Source organism: Mycoplasmopsis agassizii, from assembly GCF_002272945.1.
In the GTDB taxonomy this organism is placed as follows: domain Bacteria; phylum Bacillota_I; class Bacilli_A; order Mycoplasmatales; family Metamycoplasmataceae; genus Mycoplasmopsis_B; species Mycoplasmopsis_B agassizii.
The window spans coordinates 461,429-483,204 of record NZ_NQMN01000001.1 but is presented as its reverse complement, the minus strand read 5'-3'; the positions used below and the strand labels follow the sequence as shown (position 1 = coordinate 483,204).

The window sequence follows — 21,776 nt, the reverse complement described above, 5'->3', positions numbered from 1 at the left end:
TAAGTTTATTTAACTTCAGTTTTTTTGAAGATGTGTCCTTCAGAATCAACCTCAATAAATTCATCAATTCCTTTGATTCTGTCCATGTGACGTCCACCTTCAAAAGTTTCATTTTCATAAGCTTCAATAATTTTTTCAGCTTCTTCAATTGTATGAATACGACCACCAAAACATAAAACATTTGCATTATTATGTTGCTTTGCTAATGCTCCATCCTTAACAGTTGAAACTCTAGCAGCAACAATTCCTTCGTGGCGATTTAGTGCATAAGAAATTCCTAAACCTGTTCCACAAACACCAATACCGTAGAAAACTTCATTTTCTGTACCTTTATTTTTTTGAATGTAGTTTGCTAATTTATGACCGTATGTTGCATATGAAGCTGAAATACTTTCGCTATCATTTCCTACATCAACAGTTTCATAACCACGTTTTTGAAGATACTTAATAATTTCTGTTTTAAGTTTATAACCAGCGTGGTCGCTACCTAAAGCAATAATTTTTTTAGCCATTATTTGACTCCTTTAATATCGTTTGACATCTTTAATTATATGGCAAATAATTCGTAAATGACATTAAAAAACAACCCTTTTTAGGCTGTTTATAATTTTTATTTAAGTGCTTTAAGTCTAGCGCTTTTACCACTTTTATTACGGATGTAGTAAAGTCTTTTACGACGAACTTTATTACGTCTTACAACTTCGATTGAACTTATAATAGGTGAATTTAATGGGAATGTTCTTTCAACTCCAATTCCTCCACCAACACCAACTGAAACTTTTCTTACTGTGAAAGTTGCGCTTGTACCTTTACCAGCACCACTTTTTGTAATAACTAAACCTTCAAAAACCTGAATACGTTGTTTATCTCCGTCACGGATTAAAACATTAACACGTACAACATCTCCTGTTTTAAATTCAGGTAGATCTTGTCTAATTTGACTTTTTTCAACTAATTCAATTAATTTATTTCTCATTTTTTAGCCTTTCATACTTTAGATATAAATCTGGACGATTTTTCTTTGTTTTTGCAATTTGACTTTCTAATCTTGCTTGCTCAATTTTTTGGTGGTTACCACTGATATAAACTTCAGGTACTAAATGCCCTTCAAAATCACGTGGTCTTGTATATTGTTCATAATCTAATAAATGATTATTAAAACTTTCATACTCACTGCTTTCTTGTTTGATTACATCAGGGATTAGCCTGATGTAAGCATCTGCCATTACCATTGAAGGTAATTCGCCACCAGTAAGAACAAAATCACCAATTGAAATTTCTTCATCTACATAATTTAATAAACGCTCATCAAAACCTTCATAACGTCCTGAAATAAAAGTTATTTGTTGATGTTTATCAACTCATTCTTGAGCCATTTGCTGAGTGAAGATTTTTCCTTGCGGAGAAACTAAGACAATAAAATTTTCTTTTGTTTCAAGGCTTCTTAGTCCTTTAACAATAGGCTCTAGTTGCAATAACATACCTTTGCCACCACCGTAGATTTCATCATCTACTTTTTTCTGCTTAGTTTCAACAAAATTTCTTCAGTCAATTACATTAATTTCAACTAAATTTTTTTGTATTGCTTTTGCAATAATGCTCTCACTAATAAATGGATTGTAATAATTAGGAAAGAGCGTAAAAAAATTTATTTTTTTCATATTTTAAGACTATTTCTGAATTGTTGATTTTTGTTTTGAAGATGCAAATTCTTCTCAAACTTTTTGTTCTCTTAAAAGTCTTTTAACAGTATCTGAAGGTTGTACACCTTTTTTTAGTCATTCAAGAATAACTTCTTTTTTCAGATTAAGTTCTTTTCTATGTGGGTTGTATTGTCCAACTTCGTCGATAAAACGACCATCACGTGGTGAACGAGAGTCAGCAACAACGATTTTGTAAAATGCATTGAATTTTGATCCGACTCTTTTTAAACGGATTTTTACCATTTTGCTCCTTTGTTAAGTTATAGATATTTAAAAAATAACTTTTCTATAATACACTAAAATCTAAGAGTTAAGTAAAAATACTTTACACTTTATTTAGTAGTTTTAGAGCAGTTTTTGGCTAGTTTTTACTAGTTAAAATGAGCATTAAAATCATAATTTTAATGCCAATAAGCCCCAAAAACCTGCCTTTTGGTCTAAAAAACCTAGCAAATTCTGCAAAGAGTATGAAAAAAACACTGATTTGCTAATATTTAGTAAGATAGTCATTTTTAAATTTATAATTAGGTTCTATTTAAAGAAATTTGAAAGGAAAATATGACACCACATATTAACGCCAAACAAGGCGAAATTGCCAAATATGTATTAATGCCAGGAGATCCCTTAAGAGCAAAATACATGGCAGAAAAATTTTTAAAAGATTATAAATTAGTAAATACAGTACGTAACATGTTTATGTATACAGGAACTTATAAAGGTAAAGAAATTACTATAGCTGCTTCAGGTATGGGTAATGCTTCAATTGGAATTTACTCTCATGAGTTATATGCTAACTATGGAGTTGAAGCTATTATTAGAGTAGGTTCAGCAGGTTCTTATAAAAAAGATCTAAAACTTTATGATGTTGTACTAGCTAAAGAAGCTTTTACTGATAACACTAGTTTTGGAAAAATTATTGCAAATATCGATTCTAATAAATTTTATGCTGATCAAGAACTTAATAATAAGATCAAAAAAGCAGCATCTAATTTAGGAACTAAAATTCATGAAGAAGTTGTTCATTCTTCCGATGTATTTTATGCAGTTAGAGATCTAGAAGAAACTATTAAATTAACTAATGCAGCATGTGTTGAAATGGAAAGTTCTGCTTTATTTGTCGTAGCCCAAAAACTAGGTAAAAAAGCAGCTTGTTTATTGACAATCAGTGATAACTTAATTACTCATGAAGAAACTTCAGCAGAAGAGCGCCAAACTGCGTTTTCAAAAATGATTGAAGTTGCATTAGAGGCTTTTAGTGTTTAATGTTGTTGATTTAATTGAAAAAAAATATCAAAAACAAGCACACACTAAAGCAGAAATTGAATATCTAGTTAATGGTTTTGTCAGTGGCGAAATCAAAGACTATCAAATGGCAGCTTGATTAATGGCCGTTAGATTCAATGATTTAAATGACCAAGAATTAGCAGATTTAACGTTAGCAATGATGAATAGCGGCGAAATCATGGACTTATCAGATGTTGAAGGTATCAAGGTTGATAAACATTCTACAGGTGGAGTTGGCGATAAAATTAGTCTAATTTTAGGACCAATTCTTGCTGCTAATGATGTTGTAGTAGCTAAAATGTCAGGTCGAGGTTTAGGTCATACAGGTGGCACAATTGATAAACTAGAATCAATTAAAGGTTTAAGAACTGAACTTAGCCAAGAAGATTTTATTAAGCAATTACATGAAATCAAATTAGCAATTATTGGTCAAAATCCTAAACTAGTACCTGCAGATAAATACATGTATGCTCTGCGTGATGTAACTTCAACAGTTAATTCAATTGCTTTAATTGCCAGTTCAGTTATGTCTAAAAAACTAGCAACTGGTAGTGATGTAATCTTACTAGATATTAAAGTTGGTAAAGGTGCTTTTATGAAAAATCAAGCACAAGCCGAAGAACTAGCTAAGCGTATGATTCAAATAGGTAAACTACTTAAAAAAGAAGTTAGAGTTGAATTAACTAATATGGATAGACCACTAGGAAGATCAATTGGTAATAAAAACGAAGTACTTGAAGCTATTAATACCTTAAAAGGTAAAGGAGTTCATGACATTAACACAGTTGTTTATTCTTCTGCAGGACAATTATTATTAATGGCTAAAAAAGTTGATTCTTTAACTGATGGGATTTCACTAGCTCAAAAAGTGATCTATAATGGTTCTGCTTTAAAAGCTTTAGAAAAAATGATTAAAGCACAAGGTGGAGATTGAGATTTAATTAATTCTAAAAATTGATGAAATCCAGCCCATAAATTAGAAGTAAAAGCCGATAAAAGTGGCTTTTTAGTAATTAATGATGCTTTAGCATTTGGACTATTAGCAGTTGATTTAGGAGCAGGACGTCATAAAAAAGAAGATGCTTTAGATTTTGAAGCAGGAATTGAACTTAATAAAAAAACTAATGAAGTTGTTCATCAAGGTGATGTTTTATTTACGTTATATTCATCTTCAAAAATTAACCCTGAAGTCGTTAAAAGAATTGAAAATGCTTACACAATTGAGCAAAAGCAATCACCATCTGCATTAATTTTAAAATCAATGAAATAAACAAAAGAGAATAAAGAAAATCAGGCACGTGCCTGATTTTTAATTTATAACGTATATTAATTTGAACTTCTGTGTGAAAGATTTAATTTTTTCAATTCTTCTAAAATTAATTCTTCAGTTGTAGGAACAACAGGAGCTGGTTCTGGCTGAGGTTTTCTTGATTCTCTTCAGTTAACGATTAAGAAGTAACCAACTAACATTAAGAAGATAAAGAATGCAACAACAACAAAGTTGATTAATGCACCGATGAATAGGTCAACACGAATTGCTCCTGTTCCTCCATCGCTTTCAATTCTTCCAAATCTTAGACCATTTGATAATTCTGCACCTGTAGCAGCAACTGCTTCATTAATTGCTCCCATGATGATACCGTTAGCTAACGCACCAACTAAGGCTCCAAATACTGTTCCTAATAAAAGTCCAATAGCCAACATGAACATGTTACCGCGTTTAATAACGGCTAATGACTGGCTTGACGCTTTTTTAAATTTATTTTTCATACGGAACTTATCTTAACACATAAAAAGGCTTATAAAAAAATATTTTTTAATTTTTTTTACAGTTTTTTCTGAAAAAGTAATTGGCTTTTTTAAAATTAGTCCAAAAAGCCGTTTTTTGGGCACTTTTGGTCGATATTACTTAATATTTGGTATTGATAAAGATTATAAGAAAGTAAAATTTTTATTGGTTTCTCCATATTTTTGAAAAAAATTTTAAAATTTTTTGCTTTGATCGACAAAAAAATTTAGTCAGAACGAACAAAAAGTTCGTCATTATAAATAATTTTTAGACTTACTTTAAACTAAAAGAAAATAAAAATCCAATCAATTGCAGATTGGATTAGTAGTTAAATTAAACTTTGAACACTTGAAATTCTAATAAGGATGTCTCTCATTTTAGACTTTAAAATTTTAAGTTTTAGATTTTTATTCATCATTGGAAAATTAATTCATAAAGAATACTGTCATTTTGAAAGTTCTTTATAAATTTCTAATTTAACTTTATCTTGTGGTGTTTTAGATAAAATTTTTCCAATTCTTTTTTCAGTTCGTAGCTGTAGTCTTCTTATAAAAACACTACCTCTATTTTTATGTTTTGAACTAGGTTTCATTTCTAATAATTCATTAGTAGAAGTAGGAAGGTCACTAAATTTAAATAATTCATTAAAATCAACTCTAATTGGTGCAGCTTTTTTGCTTTTTGCTCTAGCTAATAACTTCAAGGTTATTAAACCAGCAAGGATATTAACACCGTTCAATGCTGTTCCTAATAATGCTAGAATAAAATATCAAAAATGCATTGCTGAGTTGAACCTTTGTAAAGTATCTTCAGAAACTTGACTTCGATCTTGAAATAATATTGAAAGTGGTAAAAGTGCAGAAATTGATCAAAAAATAGTAACATTTATAATTAATGCAAGGACAAATATTTTTCAATAAATTGAAAAATGTGCCTCATAACTACTTGCTTTTGATGCATCTAAAAAGTTTAAAGATAAACCTGTTTTTTGAGAAACATATTTACTTGAACGTGGTACATAGAAAAACCAATAAAGCAAGTAAGCAATTAAATGAAGTGCGAATAAAATAACAAACGGTATAACAAAAACATAGTTTATTACTTGCGAAGAAATATAGATATTTAAAAACATTATTTTCCTTTCATTTGTAAGTATTATACTTTATTATCAATTAGCATTTTTTAAAGTATTCAGTTTTTTTTAATTCATTTAGAACTTTTTTTAAAACATGATTTACAAGATTTAGTTTAGCTTCATCATTAATGTAGTGTCAACAATTTGCTCATGTGAAATTTATTAAATCAGAAATAATTTCATAAATTTGATTGCACTCTTTATCAATTATTTCAGTATTAACAACACTTATAAGTCTTTTAGTATAACGCTTTAATCAAAGAAAATGATCAATAGATCTAAATAGTATCAGTTTATTGAGAAAAAATAATGCTGGATTAGGATAATCAATTACATTAGAACTATTTGACGATACAAAATGTCTTAATTCGAAAATAGATCAAGAATAGTCTTTTTTAAATTCAACACTTTTTAAAAACTTTTTATGATTAATGAATGCAAGTAGCATAAATAAAATGTAAAAGAAAAAACTTACAGCTGTAACGGAAGAAGAAATTATAATACCTCTAATAAGAATAATAGAGGGGTTTTCCGAAAGAGCGGTTAAACTTGGTTCAGCAATTTTGTATATACTTACAAATGAAATTCATAAATATAAAATTGCTGTTCCAGATGGATAGACGTTTAATTTTAAATAAGCATAAAAACTTTGTTTAATAAAATTTCTTTTTCCTAAATCTAAAAAAGAGTTTTTTAAATCTAATAAGTTCTTCATTTTATCGTGCGAAGTTTTCATGTATGAAAATCAAAACCATAAATAGCTTAAAAGGAAAATTAAAAACATAAAAATTATAGGAACTATAATCAGTACAATATTTTGAATCAAGGTGAAGTAACTAGTATTATTCATGTTTGCTTATATTGATTTTACAAAAAAATCTGATTATAAAGATTATCTCTATTAGATTTAATAACTTTTTTAATTTCTTTTAGTAACGAAATTAACATTTTAACTGCAAAAATAAATCCTGCTGTTTTAAGATATACTTCAGAAATTTTATTTGTAGGTTTAGTAATGATATTTGTGAAAATGCCAATAGATGATGTACCATCCTCCAATAACTGGTCTGCAATTGCATCTAAATAACCAAATGTGTTTATCACAATTTCCAATTCAAAATTAGCAACTTCAAACAGATGATCTTGTATTCTTTTTAAAATATTGTCTCTGTTTCTATTTGATTCGGTTATTAAAGTATAAATTACTACTCCTAAAGTAATTATTAATGGATTAAATAAAATGATAGCAGCAGTTATAAGTCCTGTATGTATTGTTTGCAACCTATTTGTAGATTCTTTTAGTTCGTTAATTCGAGTTCTTAATCTATTGTGTAGATCCTTAGCATTTTCTTTTATTCCATAAGAGCTATATCCATCGCCACCTCCATAGATTTTCGTTGAGTAATCATAACGAGATGGAGATATAGGTTGAGAAAAGCGTTTCTTTCTAATTTTAGGTTCATTATCCAACATTGATATTTGGAAGTTTTTTATATTTCTTTGAATAATTTCTTTATCTACCTTTACTCCATTATTTTCGATGATTTGAAGTGCTTGAGATAAATTGAGGTCTTCATTTGCTAATTTAGAGGAAGTTTGATGCATTACAGATTTAACAATTTTTTCTTGCTCTTGTGATAGTTTATTACCAATTATATTCAGAACTATTTGATATTCCTCCCTGATATTTTTTTTGTCAGTTTCTAAACTTACTTCTTGAATAGTGTTTGATATCTTAGATTCAGAAGTTTGTTGAAATGGTGAAAGCGCTACAGTTGATATAATGCTAGCCAATGAACCAACTGAACCAAGCAGCATTAATGATTTTAAAATTTTTGATTTGTTTACTTTTTTCATAAAGTACCTCCCTATATTTTTGATTTATAAAAGTATTTTTTGAATTAAATGTCAGTGAATTCAAAAAAATACTCGGCGTTTATAAAATCAAGACAAACACCAAGCAAATTTTATTGAAATTGCAAAATTGTCAAAAAATAATAATTTGACAATTTTATAGTTAAGTATTTTTATTTTTAAGAGTAGAATTTAGGGCAATAAAAAAATCTGCTTTACATAAGCAGATATGATTTTTTGGAACCTTTAACTTAAGGATTAGCCACACAATTTGTGAAATGGTGGCTCCGGCAGGAATCGAACCAGCGACACACGGAGCTTCAATCCGTTGCTCTACCTACTGAGCTACAGAGCCATGGCGGTCTAGACGGGAATTGAACCCGCGATCTTCTCCGTGACAGGGAGACGTATTAAACCACTTTACCACTAGACCATGGTTGCGGAGATAGGATTCGAACCTATGACCTTCGGATTATGAGCCCGACGAGCTGCCAACTGCTCCACTCCGCGATATATTATTAATTTTTTGGTGATAGATTACTCTATCAAATGGCGGGCAATGAGGGATTTGAACCCCCGCGGGACGTTAATCCCCTGTCAGTTTTCAAGACTGATCCCTTCAGCCACTTGGGTAATTGCCCATTATGGTGGATCTAGCAGGACTCGAACCAGCAACTGACCGGTTATGAGCCGGTTACTCTAACCATTGAGTTATAGATCCGTGCACTATTTAGATGTCATTACATTTGGTAGCGCCGATGAGAGTCGAACTCATGACCTTCCGGGTATGAACCGGATGCTCTAACCAGCTGAGCTACAGCGCCAAATTGGTGGAGAGGAAGGGAGTCGAACCCTCTACCTCCTGCGTGCAAGGCAGGCGCTCTAGCCAGGTGAGCTACCCCCCCAAAAAATGGTGAAGAAGAAAGGATTTGAACCTTCGACCGCTTGGTCCCAAACCAAGTGCTCTGCCAAGCTGAGCTACTTCTCCACTAATACTTATATTTATTCTGGTTTATGTTTATAAGCATTATAAATTATATAGATTTTTGTTGAAAATTTTAAAAAATTCTTAACAAGTTTTAAAGAGCACTTTGCATTATTTAAACAACGCTTTTTTATTCTATAATGTTTTTTAAATTTTTAAATAAAAAAATTTAAAAAGTGCTTAGCAAGATTTTTAGGCTTCTAAAAATCTCGACTGCTTCAGGTGAATTCATGACTAAAAATTCTGACAGTATCGCCTTCTTTGATGCCTTCTTTAGTTAATTGCTCTCAAATTCCCATATTTTTTAAAATTAAGTTAAATCTTCTTCAATTATCATCGGTAGTTAAAGGAATACGGTTATATCAATATTCTACTTTTGAGCCACTAATATCATAATCGCCATCAAAGTTTTTCTTAATTTCATAATCAGGTACATAACTTACATCTAAAACAGCATTAAATTCTGTTTTAAAAACAACTTCTTCTAAAGTTGCTAGTTTAGCAGCAATTTTACCTTTTAACTTATTAATATCACGGTTATATAAAGCAGCGATTTCTACTACTTCTAAATCAGGAAATTTTTGTTTAAAAATTTCTAAGTTTTGCTGAAAACTTTCTAAGTCACTTTTATTAGCAATCACAATTTCACCACGTTTAAGCAGCTCTTCATCATATTGAGCAAGTTCATTTCTAATTAGTAAATAATCGTTAATAGGATCTTTATCAAGGCTTCCAAAATCAATTACGTGAGCGATTAAGCGACATCTTTCAATATGTTGTAAAAAGTTTAAACCTAAACCTTTACCTTCGCTAGCACCTTTAATAAGTCCTGGTAAATCAGCAACTGCAAAAGAAGCATCATCATATTTAACCATTCCTAGTTGGGGCACTAAAGTAGTAAAAGCATAGTCAGAAATTTTGGCTTTAGCATTACTAATTTGTGAAAGAATTGTACTTTTACCTGCATTAGGTAGACCAACAAAACCTACATCTGCTAAAACTTTTAAAACTAAACGTAATTTTTTGCTTTCACCATCTAGACCTAGTTCATTTAAGCGTGGTGCTTTATTTTTAGCAGTTTTAAATTTAGCATTACCACGACCACCACGACCACCTTTAGCAATTAAATAAGGAAAATCACTATCGATGACATCAGCAATTAAATTATCGTTTTCATCATAAACAACAGTACCCAAGGGCACTTTGATGTAAGTATCTTCACCACGGGCACCATATAAGTTTTTAGGTCCGCCGTTAACTCCGTCGTTACCTTTAATATGTTTTAGATAGTATAGATGTAATAAAGTGTTTTTACCTTTATCAGCGATAAAGTAAATATCACCCCCATCACCCCCATCACCTCCTGAAGGTCCACCTTTATCAACGTGAGCTTCACGGCGAAAGGCGATCATACCATCGCCACCTTTTCCTGCTTTTACATCAATTTTTACTGAGTCAATAAATTTCATGAATATCCTTAAATTTTTTATGTTTATCTATTATAAATAGTTTTTTAAGTTACTAGTATAAAACTAGTTAGCAATTGTTGCACTAATTTTATTAATCTTTTTAGAAAAAACAAAATAGAAAATTACAATTGGTAAAAGCGATAAAACTGCTCCTGCAGCAACTACGTTTTGTAGGTTTAAATTAGCTGAAATTGAACCAGATAATCTAAATCAAATTGCTAATACTTTGATTTCACTACCTGCCAAAATAATGCTTGGTCAGATGAAAGAATTTCAGCTAAAAATAATTGAAAAGAAAATACTTATTCAAATTGATGATTTTAAATTAGGTAAATAAATTACTCTAATTCTATTAAATCATGACAAGTTATCTAACTTTGCCATTGCCTTTTTTTGCGCTTCAATTGATTGAAATGCTTGCACAAAAATTAAGGTTATAAAAATAGAAAATAGGTTAGGAAAAATTAGTGCATTTAAAACATTCATACCAGTTGATCAATTAAATTCAGTTGCTTGATATAAAAAACCAATATGCAAAGTTATTTCTGGAATTGAAGCAAAAACAATGAAAAATGTAAATACTATATTTCTGATTTTTTTACTTAAAAGTGTTAAACCATATGCACCTAAAATAAGAATGATTAATCTTAAAAAAACTACAATTGCTACAAAGATAAAACTATATAAAAAAGCACTTAAATATCCATTATTAAATGCTTGAGTATAAGCATCAAAAGAAAAATTATTACTTACAAAAGATGCTTCATTTGAAGTTGCTTGAGCATTTGTAAAAAATGAAAAGGCAATCAAATAATAGATAGGAAATATTACAAAAATAGACACAACTATTATTATTAAAATTTTTAATAATGTAAAAAGTTGAGTGTAATGAAAACGATAAGACTTAATAAAATTAATTAAGTTACTATAACTATTTAAAACATTATTTTTGATGTTTTCAGGCTTTAAATTATTCTTAATTTTTTTGCTTCATGAATTTAAGTTTTCAAACATTTTTAATACCTCCATTCTTAATAACCTTGACAGTAAATTTTATACTAAAATAAAAACTAACTAAACCTATTAAATATAAAATAGTAAAGATAGAACCAACTGCTGCTTTTGCATAATCAGGACCAGTTGTTAATCAATAATAAATATAATTAGCAAGTGTTGAAGCATCATATAAAAGTATTCCTGACGGATCTTTAAAAATTGCATCTGGAAATAGAAATACTGCTTCAAGCATATTTAAATAAATAAGCATAATTAGAGTTTTTCTAATTTCAGGATAATATAAATGTTTTCATCTGTTAATAAAATTTAAGTTATCTAATTTTGCCATTGCAATTTTTTGTTCACTAATTTTAGCTAATGAAAAATATATAAAAATGAAATTAAAACTGAATAATCTTCATGCTAAAAAAATACTTAAAGTTAATAAAGAAGTGAAGCCTTGCGAATCATCACTAAATCTAATATTTGTATTAAAGATTTGATTAAAAACATTTTTATCAACATCAAATAAAAATATAAATGACATTCCAATTGCATATATGGAAACGAAGAATTGTGAAAAATAAGTAGTAGTAATTAATTTCTTTAATCACTTAATTTTCAGTGAATTAATTAAAAAAGCAAATCATAAAGAAAATAATAAAGTGATTGGCATAGTTATGAATAATAAGAAATTGCTATTTCTAAAACTAATTAGAAATAATCGTTCATTTGCAACTGTTGTAAAATTGTCTGTACCTAACGAAAACTGCGAGAAAATCAGGCTATTCTTCACTTTAAAAGCTTCACCGATTGCAAAAGCAAAAGGTAAAATAATAAAAACAATAACTAATAAAATTGCAGGTAAAAGAAATAAAAAACCTTTTAGATTATTTTTCATGATCAACCAAATTTCCGTTTTGTTTATCAAATATCAATATTTTAGATTTATCTAATTCAATTGATACACGTTCAGATTTTAAAAAGTTTTTAGTTGTTATAACTTCCAAAACATTTTTGCCGTTACTAATTTCAATTACATAATAGTTACCATTTGTAAAATTATTTAAAACACTTCATTGACTTTGTTTATCCTCATTAATTTTTATATGATTACCACGAATGTAATAATCATATTTGTCATCACTTTTTAAATAATTAATTTCAGGGTTACCAACAAATTTTGCAATTGCTAAATTATTTGGTTTTTCAAAAAAATCATTAGGTTGAGAAAATTGTTTCACTTCACCATCTTTTAAAAAGATAACTTTATCACTTAACCACATTGCATCATCTTGATCATGTGTAACAAATAAAGTTGTAATCTTTAATTTATTTTGAATCTCCTTAACCCATGACCTAATTAAAATTTTTACTTTGTAATCAAGTGACGAAAACGGCTCATCTAAAATTAATAAATCAGGATTTTTACTAATTGCTTTTGCGATAGCAACTCGTTGTCTTTGACCACCACTTAAAGCAGATGCTTTTTTATTTAAGAGATCATCAATTTCTAATTGCTTTGCACTATTTGAAACTTGTTCTTTAATGTCTTTTATTAAGTCAAATTCTTTCTTATTTAAACGGTATGTTTTAATTATTTTTCTAAGTAATAAAGACAATTTTAAATTAATAATTTTTAATTGAAAATTCTTAATTGTAATTAAAGAAATTTGATTTCTTAATGACTTAAATTCAGAGTTAAAAGCATCTATGTTTGAGTCATTTTTTTGCTGCTGTAAAATAATTTTTATTTTATTAATATGTCATTGAATATTTCACATTAAACTACTTTTAACAGTCAGGAAAATATTTTTATAAACAGTTAAATCATTATATAAAGAATAGTTTTGGAAAACAAAACCAATGTTATGAACGTTATTAAAATTTATCTTTCCAGATGTTGGTTCTAATATTGAAGCAATTGAATTCAGCAAGGTACTTTTACCTGAACCAGAAGGGCCTAAAATTGAAATGAATTCACCTTTAAAGATTTCAAAATTTATGTCTTTTAAAATATGCTTTTTATCTAAATTAATATTTAAATTACTTACCTTTAAAGTAGGTAAATGGTGGTCGTGATAAGGGATTTCTGTGAAAACAAAAGTCTCATTTTCTTGGTTTAATTTTAATAAAAGATCAGGATTAAAATGGGTCTTATTTTTGCTAAAATCTTCTTCATTTTTAAAATAATTTAATAGATAATTTTTAAAATTATTATCCATTTTATTTGCATAAAAAGTTTCAATATGAAGATTTGAAAAATTTTCGAAAACATTTTTTTCAAAATTATTTTCTGAACTAGTAACTAAAATTTTTTGGTTTGAAATAATTTTCCTTGAACTTGAAATATTACTTTCAAGGTTATGTATTTTTCATGTTTTTGCAAGGTCAAAGTTTGAAAATTTAATGACTATGTTTTCATATTCATTATTTAAAAAATTAGTAATTTTATAAAATAAAAAAGGTTTTGAATTTTCTATTAGAAAAAATAATTCTCCATCTCAGGGCGCATAAAACTCTTCGGCAGTTTTTAAAAAAAGATCCATTCCTTTATTAAAAATAACTTCATTTTTGCCTAAATGAAATACTTCTTTATAATTTATAATTGCGTAATCAACATTTCAGGTTTTTGCAATATTTTTAGGATAAGTAAAATATGAATCCTTATTTTTCTCTTCAAAAACAAAATTTATTTTTTGCAATTTTGTAATATCTTTATTAATAAATTTATTGTAGCCACTGTCTTTTTTATGCATTTGTTTTTTTATTTTACACTAAAGCACAGCGTTTTTGTCTATTAAGAAAAAAAGCAAAATGTTGTTTTTTTGATTTTTAAGAATTTAAAAAGCAATTTTTTGCTTTCAGTGTAAAATGCTAATATGAATAAAAATAAACATGTAAAACACAATTTTAAGAAATATTTTTCTTTTCTAGCACTAGCAACAGTTCCTGCTATTGCTGCAACGGCAATTGCTTGTGGTGGCACTCAAGAAAAAGTTGAAAGAGATAAAGTTATTTTTGCAACAGCTCAGCAGAGCACTTTCCCAATGTATAAAGCATTAAAATTAGTAACTGATATTTATAACGAAGAAATGAAAGATAGCGAAGGATTTTTACCTGTTGAATTTCAAGGTACAGAAATTACGGGTACAAATAGCGAATCAACTTTAATCAATAATATTTCTGGATTTTTAAAAACATCTAACCTTTCGAGAATACCTAATTTAGTAATGGCTAACAAAGTTTTAACTGCTCAAGTATATGGTTATGAAAGATTACTTGATTTAAGTAAATCAAAAGTTAATAAAGATATTTTTACTGATGTAATGTATAACTACAACAATAACTTACCAGGGATTAATACTGATAATAATAAAATTTATACAATTCCTTATTCATTAATAGGTGATGATTCGTTAGCATTTAACTTAGATGCCATGGCACACATTTTTAGAGAAATCAAGAAAAACGGTGCTCAAATTGACGAAAATTCAAATATCTATAAGGCTGTCAAAGCAGAAAATGCTAACTTATTATTAGCAGATGATCCTAGTGATTTTAAAGCAGAACCAGATGAAACAGGTAAAGAAGTTTATTCCTGAGGAATAAGCAATAATCAAGCTATTTTTACTGGTGATGATGCAGTAATTAATGACGAAACTTTTGCTAGTTTTGAAAAAATAACTAAGTTTGCTTTATTAGTTTCGAAATCATTAGAGCCTGAAAGTGGTAAAAAATTACCTTGAATAGGAATGCTAGCTTATAACTGAATTTTATTTTCAAAAACTCTTTTAAGTTTATATCCTGATTCAACTGACAGTAATTTCTTATGAGAATTAAAAACAGATGGTAGTGTCAACTATAAATTTTTAGGTGATAGTGCTGATGCTAAAAAGCATCAAGAAAATTTAAAAACTGCTTTTAATTTAATTATCAATGAGCATAGTTATGCGCAAGCTACTAATAAAGAAAGACCTTTTGAAATTGGTCGTTCTGGGGAAACAAGTAATCCTAATTACGCTGCTCCATGACAACTTAGAAGAAACTTAGCGGCCTTTACTTATGGACCAAATGTTGAATATATTCATTCAGTTGATAGTAAAAAATCACGTGATGATTTTAAACCTACAGAAGCTCAATTAGCAACTTGACTTAAAAAAGATGAAGTGCTTTGAAAAGAACAAATGTTTAAAATTAGAGCAACAGATACAGTTGGAGGATTTATTCCTGATGGTTCTGCATTAGTAGGGATTAAGTGGGATGGTGATAAAGTTGATAAAGCAACAGTTGCATTTTTAGAATGATTATTCACAGGTACACTTAAAAAAGATCATGGAATTTTCAAAGCAAATACTAAAGTTGTTGATGTAATTTCGCAAACTTCAGGATACTTAATTGGAACAAAATCAAGTGTAACAACTGAAACTGAAAAAGAATTTACTAGAGCAAAAGATGCTAATGAAAATTTTGGTAGTGATGCTGAAAAAGAAACTAATTTTTATAGTGTAAGTTCAGCTCTTTTGACTTTAAAAGATTTACAAAATAATTTAAATAATCCTAATAATAAATTAATTACATTAGATAATAATGCAAAAATTCAACAAGTAATTAATGCGATTGAAACATCACTAAATAATGCTCAAAATAATAAAATTACAGCAGAGCAATTTTTAGAAAATATCATTAATGTAGCAAACTCAAATAAATAAGAAAACGCCCTAAAATGGGCGTTTTTAGTATCAATTTTAATTAATTTTAAGTAATCAAAATTAAGCAGTTTTTTTAGCCATTTCTTTAACTTGTTCCTTAGTTAAAATTGGTAAAGTTCCTTCTTTAGTTAAGGATTCATCATCTTTATTTAAATGTAAAATAAAACTTACGGGAGCATGATCACTAATCATTGATCTTACATAACCTTCTTCTCCAGCATATTTTTTTCCTCTAATTTTATCTTGCCTAGATTTATATTCATTTCATTTTGATAAAGTAAATAATTTATCATCTCCAACTAGATTTCAGATATCAAGTTTTTGAGCAGAAGATACTTTTAGATTTCCTTTATAAAAAATCTTGTCATATGGATTTGCGTATTGATTTTTTTGGGTTGCTAAAGATGTTGCATCTTCTTTTGAATCATCTAGTAAATTAGCAAAACCATCATCTATCAGAGTTCTGAAACTTACTGCTTCATTACCTATTTTAATGTTTGTATCACCCATAAAAAAGATTTCATTATTAATGCCATCTTCTAAATCAAGTGCTTTTAAAACATTCGCAAGTTGTAATGATTCCTCTACTTCTTGATTACCTTGAGATGGTTTTAGTTTAGCACTAACTTCACCCCTGTCAGAATCAGTTCCAGGAGAATCAAGGTGTGATGAAACTAATGTGAAAGTGTTTTCAATGTCACCTAAAGTCTTAAATTGTGCAACAAATGGTGGTCTTGCATAGTAATAAGTTTTCTCATCATTTTCAAGATGTGTCCCTTTTCATCCTTGATCATCATAAATTTTAACTAAATCAGTCACTTCAACTTTTTTAGATTTATAAAGAATTACATAATATTCGAATTGACCTGCTTGAGCAGGGTTTTTACTAAGTGATTTTTCTGATTCAACTGCTTTTCAATCTTTTTCTGGATCAAGTTCATTTAGTAATTTAAGTAATGTATCATCAGCAATAACTTCATCATCAACTGCATTAATCTCTTGCACACTAACAATATCAAATTTATTTTTATAAATAATATTTGCAAAAATTTCACTTCTAACTTCCTGTTTTACATCACCTGAATAATTTAAAAGATTTCAGGTAGCAATTTTTAAACTTTGGCTATCAGTATTTATAGTTCCTGTTCCAGGATCAGGAACTGGCGCAGGAGTTGGAACAGGTTGTGGTTCTGTTGGGTGTGTAGGTTGACAAGCAATTGTTGTTATCAATGAAGCTGCAGTTGCAGCGATTGATAATGTTATAAGTAATTTTTTAAAACTTAACTTCTTCATTATTTAAACTCTCCACTGTCTGTTTTTAAACTAACTTCTAATTTTTCAACTGCTCTGATTTTGACATTGCTTTGTTGTAAAATAGTTTTACTGATTAAATTATCTTCAGTTTTATCGTAAAAATCATCCAAGTAAACAACTTCTTTAATGCCTGCTTGCACAATTGTTTTAGCACAATTAGAGCAAGGAAAAAGTGTTGTAAAACAAATTGTGTTTTCTAAATTTGTTTTACTATTTAAAATTGCATTAGTTTCTGCATGCACTACATAAGCATATTTTTTATCTTTTTCCTGCATTCCTTCACGGTTTCATGGAAAATTGTCATTACCTTTAGGCATTCCGTTATAACCTAACGAAACTATTCTTTTGTTGTCATTAACAATGACTGCTCCAACTTTAGTATTAGGATCTTTAGAGCGAAAAGAACTAACTTTTGCTAGCGACATAAAATATTCATCTCAGGAAATATTATGCTTTTGGGTTTCATCTTTTTTACTATTCATATTTCAATTTTATGATAAATTTTTAAATCCTGCACAACATAAGTAAAATAAATTAAAAATAATGAACATCTGCTGATGTTCATTATCAAAATTATTTGGGTTTATTTGCTTCGTTAACTTGAGTGTTAACATTTGCTTTAAAAGCTTCTAAGAAGGCATTACTGCTTGCATAATCAGATTTAATTAAGCCATGGTCATCTCAGGCTTTTCAATAACCTTCAGCTGTTGGTCATTTAGGCTGATTAATATTTTCTTTAGTTTGATCTAAAACAGCGTTAACTACTCCTGAATAAAGGTTTTTAATAGCATTTTCAAAACCACTTTGAGCAATAAATTTAGTTAAATCAATTTTTTTACGTGGGTCTTGTGGATCTTCAATTGTTAATAATTTAACATCAACTTCTCGAGTGGCATCATCTGCTGCTGAAATTTTTCCTGCGTTAGTAATTCAAGCGCTTGAAATTTCTTTTGAAGTTAGAATTTGGGTAAAATAATTAGCAAATGCTAATTTGCCATCAGCCGCTTTTGTTTTATCACTACCTGTAGCATTCGCTAGTGAAACACGGTTTAGTGCATAACCTCAACCTGCTTTAAAGTGAAGCATTTGTTCACCATTATATTTAGGTAGTTTTTGAGCACTTATTTTATTTAAAATTTCAACTGCTTTAGCAGGATTAGAATCATTTTGTTTTAAAACAAAACCAACTAAACGAGGTAAAATCGGTGGTCCTTCAATTGTTAAAGAAACACTACTATCTGCTAAAGATTCAATAATAACTTTTTCACGTTGGTCTTTTGAATTAGCAATTTGTTTGTATTTTTCGTTATCACCTTTGCGCAATTTATTATAGTAATCATAAATTTCTTTAACTCTAGCTTGCACCTTTTCATTAGCAATAAAAGGTGCACTAACTTTATTTTGTGCATCTCATGATGCTCAAAAGTTAGTCGCTTTAGTTGCATCATTATCGTTAATAGTTTTAAATAAACCATTAAATAAAGTTGATCCATGTCATAAATTTGCTGCTTGAAAAGCAAATTTTTTCTCAACTGGATTAGCCATTTCATCTTTGATATCGCTAATTCCATTTGCATAAGCATCTTTATTATAAAAAGCAATTACTGATTCAGTATTTAAAGGATAAGCATAATATTTATCTTGAATTTTGACATTATCTCTTTGTTGTTTATAATCACTTAAATAATTTTCAGGAATAACTGTTACTATATTTCTATCAACTAATCCTTGAAAACGATCTAGTGGCGAAGCAAAAACATCTGCTGAAGTTTGAGCACTATTATAAACTGTATTTTGAATGTAATTAACTGATTGTCCAGTATCAATTGGAATTAACTGAATGCGACTTTGCATGCTTTCAGGTAGTTTTGAAATTGCTAGATCTAAAGCAGGTTTTCAATTAGTTTCATAAGCAACGCTTAATTTACCTGTTCAATCATTTAAAGTTTCAGTTGCTTTAGTTTTTAAATCCCTTGTATCGTTAATTGGATCACTAGGATTGCTTTGATTTGTACAAGCTATTGCTAGCGAAGCACTTAAAATTGTTAAAGCACTAATAGGCATTATAATTTTTTTAATTTTGTTCATATTTTTCCTTTTTAAATTTTGTCTGAAAATGATTTTAGCAAGTTATTAAAATTGCTAAAGAAAAACAAGTATTTGACTACTTGTTTTCATATTATTTTGCAGGTTTTAAGCTAAACAGTAGTTTTAGCCATTGCTTTTACTTGTTCTTTAGTTAAAAGTTCTAATGTTCCTGCTTTAGATGTTGTTTCATCTTTAGCATCCATATGCAGTTTGAAACTTACAGGAGCGTGGTCACTAATCATATTGATTCAGTAGTAATATTCTTGACCTGGATTATAAGCACCTTTTGTGCCACCACCACGAACTTTTTAAATAAAGATTTTTTTGTAATTTTCTCATTCTTCTTCACTAAAGACTGAACCAACTACTTTCCAAAGATTATATCTATTAGCATCCGATACTTTTAAATTACCTTTGTAAAAAATCTTGTCATAAGCGTTATCAAATTCCTTGTTTTTGTTTTGTTTTAGAGTTGAAGCATATTCTTTTGAATCATCAAGTAAATTTGCATAGCCATCATCAATTACAGGTTTAAAAGCGACTGCTTCATGTCCTGTTTTAATGTTTGTATCACCCATAAAAATAATTTCATTATTAATACCATCTTCTTCATCAAATGTTTTTAAAACATTAACTAATTGCAATGCTTCTTCAACTTCTTGATTACCTTGTTTATTACCTAAACCTGATGGTTTTTCGTTTCGTGTTTTGGCATCGTTTCCTGGTGCATCTAGATGTGCTGAAACTAATGTAAAAGTATTTTCAATTTTTCCTAAAGTCTTAAATTGAGCAGCAAAAGGTGGTCTTGCATAGTAATATGTTGTATCGCTATCTTTAAGATTTGTTCCTGCTCAACCTTTATCTTCATAAATTTTTGATCAGCCTGTTGCTTCAACTTTTGATGATTTATAAAAAACTATAAATCATTCTGCTTGACCTTTTTGTCATGATTGTTTACCTAGTGACTTGGGCGAAAGAATAGCTTTTCAATCTTTATCGGGGTCAAGTTTATTTAATTCAGAAACCATAATTTGATGAGATGTTATAGTTTCAGACTTATCCTTATAATCGGCAGGTTTTATTTCTTGTGCGCTAACGATGTCATATTTATTATGGAGAATTATTTTTGCAATTAATTCAGTTTTTAAAAATGAATTTTCTCTACCGTAATATTCTTTTAAATTTCAGGTAGCAATTTTTAAACTTGAAACTTCAGTTTGAATAGTTCCTGTACCAGGCTCGCCAATTGCATTTTCAGGTGACTGTTTTAGATCTGTAATTTTAATTGACTTTGTTTTAAGATCTTCACCTTTACTTACACTCAAATTAATAGATAAAGAATTTTTAGAATCATCAGGTTCTACTAAAGTTATCTTTGAAATTTTATAATCATCTTTTAAAGATGTTTCAAATTTAGTTTTATCAGAAGTATCTAATAAACTTAAAAAAGTGGTTTGTACATCAGCACCTAGATCTTTTAATTTTGTTTTTAATTTATCTAGATCTTTATTATCTTGGTTTGTCTTAATTTCACTAGGCAAACTGTCGATAATAGATTGAGCACTGACAGTATCTGATTTTTGTTCTTGAACTAAATCAGTAATTTTAATTGTTTTAGTTTTTGAATCATCACCCTTACTTACAGTTACTATAACTTGTAAAGATGTTTTTGAAGTATCTGAAATTACAAGGGTAATTTTAGAAATTTTGTAGTCATCTTTTAAAGCAGTTTCGAATTTAGTTTTATTAGATTGGTCTAACAAATTTAAGAATGAATTTTGCACATCAGTGCTTATCTTCTTCAGGGTTTCTTTTAGTTGTTCCAGTTTTAAGTTAGAACTGTTTGTCTTTATTTCACCAGGTAAACTATCGATGATTGACTGTGCAGTTACTGATTCTTTAGGAGTATCTTTTACAGGTGTACAGGCAATTGCTGTCGTAATTGCAAATAGTGGTGCGACACCAACTAGCAATTTAAAAAGTTTAGATTTTTTCATATATTCTTTTCTTTCCAAAACAATTTCTTTTGAATTGTTTCACTAAATTTTTATGTAGAAATTATATAAAATAAATAAACCAGTTCTAGTTAATAGTGGAAAATCATACCTATTTATGAAAATCAAAAACTAATTTTTGCAGAAAAAAATAAATAACAAATTTTATATAGCCAATGTGTTTTTGACAAAAACTGCAAAAGAAAAATGAAATTTTTCATAAATTTCAAAATCCCTGATTTTTAGGGGTGTTTCGTAAACCTTGGTTTTTAGGTGTTTTTAGACCGTAAAAAAACCGAAAAAGCCCTATTTTAGGGACTTTTAGATTTTTGTTTCTACAGGATTTTGAGCAGATTTGCAAAAAAAACTAAAAAATTAATTTTTTTTGAGCATTTACCGTTAAAATCCTTAAGAAAAAAATGTTTTTGTGTAATAATATAAACGCAAAAACGT

20 protein-coding genes and 8 tRNA genes are annotated in these 21,776 nt (G+C 28.7%); 3 read left to right on the top strand and 25 right to left on the bottom strand.

Features of this window, described 5'->3' with window-relative positions; genetic code table 4:
* Nucleotides 1-5: 5 nt before the first annotated feature.
* The 4 genes from CJF60_RS01960 to rpsP form a co-directional block, all read right to left on the bottom strand.
* The gene (locus CJF60_RS01960; RefSeq protein WP_084232427.1) at nt 6-512 is read right to left on the bottom strand and encodes an RpiB/LacA/LacB family sugar-phosphate isomerase; all 507 of its coding nucleotides are present in this window, start codon (nt 510-512) and stop codon (nt 6-8) included.
* A 98-nt stretch (nt 513-610) separates the two neighbouring features.
* Entirely contained in the window at nt 611-976 is a 366-nt protein-coding gene (rplS, locus tag CJF60_RS01955; RefSeq protein ID WP_084232426.1) for a 50S ribosomal protein L19, read from the bottom strand.
* Nucleotides 966-1,661, bottom strand: a complete 696-nt coding sequence (gene trmD, locus CJF60_RS01950) for a tRNA (guanosine(37)-N1)-methyltransferase TrmD (protein WP_084232425.1) — start codon at nt 1,659-1,661, stop codon at nt 966-968. The genes rplS and trmD overlap by 11 nt, the downstream gene beginning before the upstream one ends.
* A 9-nt stretch (nt 1,662-1,670) precedes the next feature.
* The gene (rpsP, locus tag CJF60_RS01945; RefSeq protein WP_084232424.1) at nt 1,671-1,946 is read right to left on the bottom strand and encodes a 30S ribosomal protein S16; all 276 of its coding nucleotides are present in this window, start codon (nt 1,944-1,946) and stop codon (nt 1,671-1,673) included.
* Between the two features lie 315 nt (nt 1,947-2,261).
* Between rpsP and deoD the strand changes: the two genes are divergently transcribed.
* Together deoD and CJF60_RS01935 are read left to right on the top strand one after the other, a co-directional pair.
* Nucleotides 2,262-2,966: a purine-nucleoside phosphorylase gene (deoD, locus tag CJF60_RS01940; protein ID WP_084232423.1), complete on the top strand. Its 705-nt coding sequence runs from the start codon at nt 2,262-2,264 to the stop codon at nt 2,964-2,966.
* Entirely contained in the window at nt 2,959-4,257 is a 1,299-nt protein-coding gene (locus CJF60_RS01935; protein WP_084232422.1) for a thymidine phosphorylase, read from the top strand. The genes deoD and CJF60_RS01935 overlap by 8 nt, the downstream gene beginning before the upstream one ends.
* Before the next feature lie 56 nt (nt 4,258-4,313).
* Here CJF60_RS01935 and CJF60_RS01930 read toward each other — a convergent pair whose 3' ends face one another.
* From CJF60_RS01930 to CJF60_RS01855, 16 genes are all read right to left on the bottom strand, one after another.
* Entirely contained in the window at nt 4,314-4,757 is a 444-nt protein-coding gene (locus CJF60_RS01930; protein ID WP_084232421.1) for a large conductance mechanosensitive channel protein MscL, read from the bottom strand.
* A gap of 347 nt (nt 4,758-5,104) precedes the next feature.
* Nucleotides 5,105-5,908 carry a hypothetical protein gene (locus CJF60_RS01925; protein ID WP_084232420.1) on the bottom strand — a complete coding sequence of 268 codons (804 nt, stop codon included), beginning with the start codon at nt 5,906-5,908 and terminating at the stop codon, nt 5,105-5,107.
* 40 nt (nt 5,909-5,948) lie between these two features.
* Nucleotides 5,949-6,647 (bottom strand): hypothetical protein, encoded by a 699-nt coding sequence (locus CJF60_RS01920; protein ID WP_084232419.1) that lies wholly within the window; start codon nt 6,645-6,647, stop codon nt 5,949-5,951.
* 131 nt (nt 6,648-6,778) lie between these two features.
* On the bottom strand, nt 6,779-7,768 hold the full coding sequence (locus tag CJF60_RS01915) for a hypothetical protein (protein ID WP_084232418.1): 990 nt from the start codon (nt 7,766-7,768) through the stop codon (nt 6,779-6,781).
* A 276-nt stretch (nt 7,769-8,044) separates the two neighbouring features.
* Nucleotides 8,045-8,120 (bottom strand) — tRNA-Phe (locus CJF60_RS01910).
* Nucleotide 8,121: 1 nt separating this feature from the next.
* Nucleotides 8,122-8,198, bottom strand: a tRNA-Asp gene (locus CJF60_RS01905).
* A gap of 1 nt (nt 8,199) precedes the next feature.
* A tRNA-Met gene (locus CJF60_RS01900) sits at nt 8,200-8,275 on the bottom strand.
* A gap of 40 nt (nt 8,276-8,315) precedes the next feature.
* A tRNA-Ser gene (locus tag CJF60_RS01895) sits at nt 8,316-8,406 on the bottom strand.
* Nucleotides 8,407-8,410: 4 nt separating this feature from the next.
* Nucleotides 8,411-8,486 (bottom strand) — tRNA-Ile (locus CJF60_RS01890).
* A gap of 26 nt (nt 8,487-8,512) precedes the next feature.
* A tRNA-Met gene (locus tag CJF60_RS01885) sits at nt 8,513-8,589 on the bottom strand.
* Between the two features lie 4 nt (nt 8,590-8,593).
* A tRNA-Ala gene (locus CJF60_RS01880) sits at nt 8,594-8,670 on the bottom strand.
* A gap of 6 nt (nt 8,671-8,676) precedes the next feature.
* Nucleotides 8,677-8,753 (bottom strand) — tRNA-Pro (locus tag CJF60_RS01875).
* A gap of 197 nt (nt 8,754-8,950) precedes the next feature.
* Nucleotides 8,951-10,219, bottom strand: coding sequence for a GTPase ObgE (obgE, locus tag CJF60_RS01870; protein ID WP_084232417.1), 1,269 nt, complete (start codon nt 10,217-10,219; stop codon nt 8,951-8,953).
* Between the two features lie 63 nt (nt 10,220-10,282).
* Nucleotides 10,283-11,248, bottom strand: a complete 966-nt coding sequence (locus CJF60_RS01865; RefSeq protein WP_143823407.1) for an ABC transporter permease subunit — start codon at nt 11,246-11,248, stop codon at nt 10,283-10,285.
* Nucleotides 11,196-12,116 carry a carbohydrate ABC transporter permease gene (locus CJF60_RS01860; RefSeq protein ID WP_084232415.1) on the bottom strand — a complete coding sequence of 307 codons (921 nt, stop codon included), beginning with the start codon at nt 12,114-12,116 and terminating at the stop codon, nt 11,196-11,198. Before CJF60_RS01860 ends, CJF60_RS01865 begins: the two co-directional genes overlap by 53 nt.
* Entirely contained in the window at nt 12,106-13,974 is a 1,869-nt protein-coding gene (locus CJF60_RS01855; protein WP_084232414.1) for an ABC transporter ATP-binding protein, read from the bottom strand. Before CJF60_RS01855 ends, CJF60_RS01860 begins: the two co-directional genes overlap by 11 nt.
* A gap of 123 nt (nt 13,975-14,097) precedes the next feature.
* Here CJF60_RS01855 and CJF60_RS01850 point away from each other — a divergent pair, with 123 nt between their 5' ends.
* Complete coding sequence (locus CJF60_RS01850) at nt 14,098-15,927, top strand: P68 family surface lipoprotein (protein ID WP_084232413.1); 1,830 nt, start codon at nt 14,098-14,100, stop codon at nt 15,925-15,927.
* Between the two features lie 60 nt (nt 15,928-15,987).
* Here the strand turns inward: CJF60_RS01850 and CJF60_RS01845 are convergent, their stop codons facing one another.
* The 5 genes from CJF60_RS01845 to CJF60_RS01830 all read right to left on the bottom strand — a co-directional run bounded on the left by CJF60_RS01845 (nt 15,988) and on the right by CJF60_RS01830 (nt 21,326).
* Nucleotides 15,988-17,220 carry an endonuclease/exonuclease/phosphatase family protein gene (locus CJF60_RS01845; RefSeq protein ID WP_084232412.1) on the bottom strand — a complete coding sequence of 411 codons (1,233 nt, stop codon included), beginning with the start codon at nt 17,218-17,220 and terminating at the stop codon, nt 15,988-15,990.
* Nucleotides 17,220-17,723, bottom strand: a complete 504-nt coding sequence (locus tag CJF60_RS01840) for a deoxycytidylate deaminase (protein ID WP_084232411.1) — start codon at nt 17,721-17,723, stop codon at nt 17,220-17,222. Before CJF60_RS01840 ends, CJF60_RS01845 begins: the two co-directional genes overlap by 1 nt.
* A gap of 91 nt (nt 17,724-17,814) precedes the next feature.
* The gene (locus CJF60_RS01835; RefSeq protein WP_084232410.1) at nt 17,815-19,329 is read right to left on the bottom strand and encodes a type 2 periplasmic-binding domain-containing protein; all 1,515 of its coding nucleotides are present in this window, start codon (nt 19,327-19,329) and stop codon (nt 17,815-17,817) included.
* A 110-nt stretch (nt 19,330-19,439) separates the two neighbouring features.
* Complete coding sequence (locus CJF60_RS05380) at nt 19,440-19,571, bottom strand: hypothetical protein (protein ID WP_268875531.1); 132 nt, start codon at nt 19,569-19,571, stop codon at nt 19,440-19,442.
* Nucleotides 19,572-19,637: 66 nt separating this feature from the next.
* Complete coding sequence (locus CJF60_RS01830) at nt 19,638-21,326, bottom strand: endonuclease/exonuclease/phosphatase family protein (RefSeq protein WP_084232409.1); 1,689 nt, start codon at nt 21,324-21,326, stop codon at nt 19,638-19,640.
* Between the last annotated feature and the right edge of the window lie 450 nt (nt 21,327-21,776).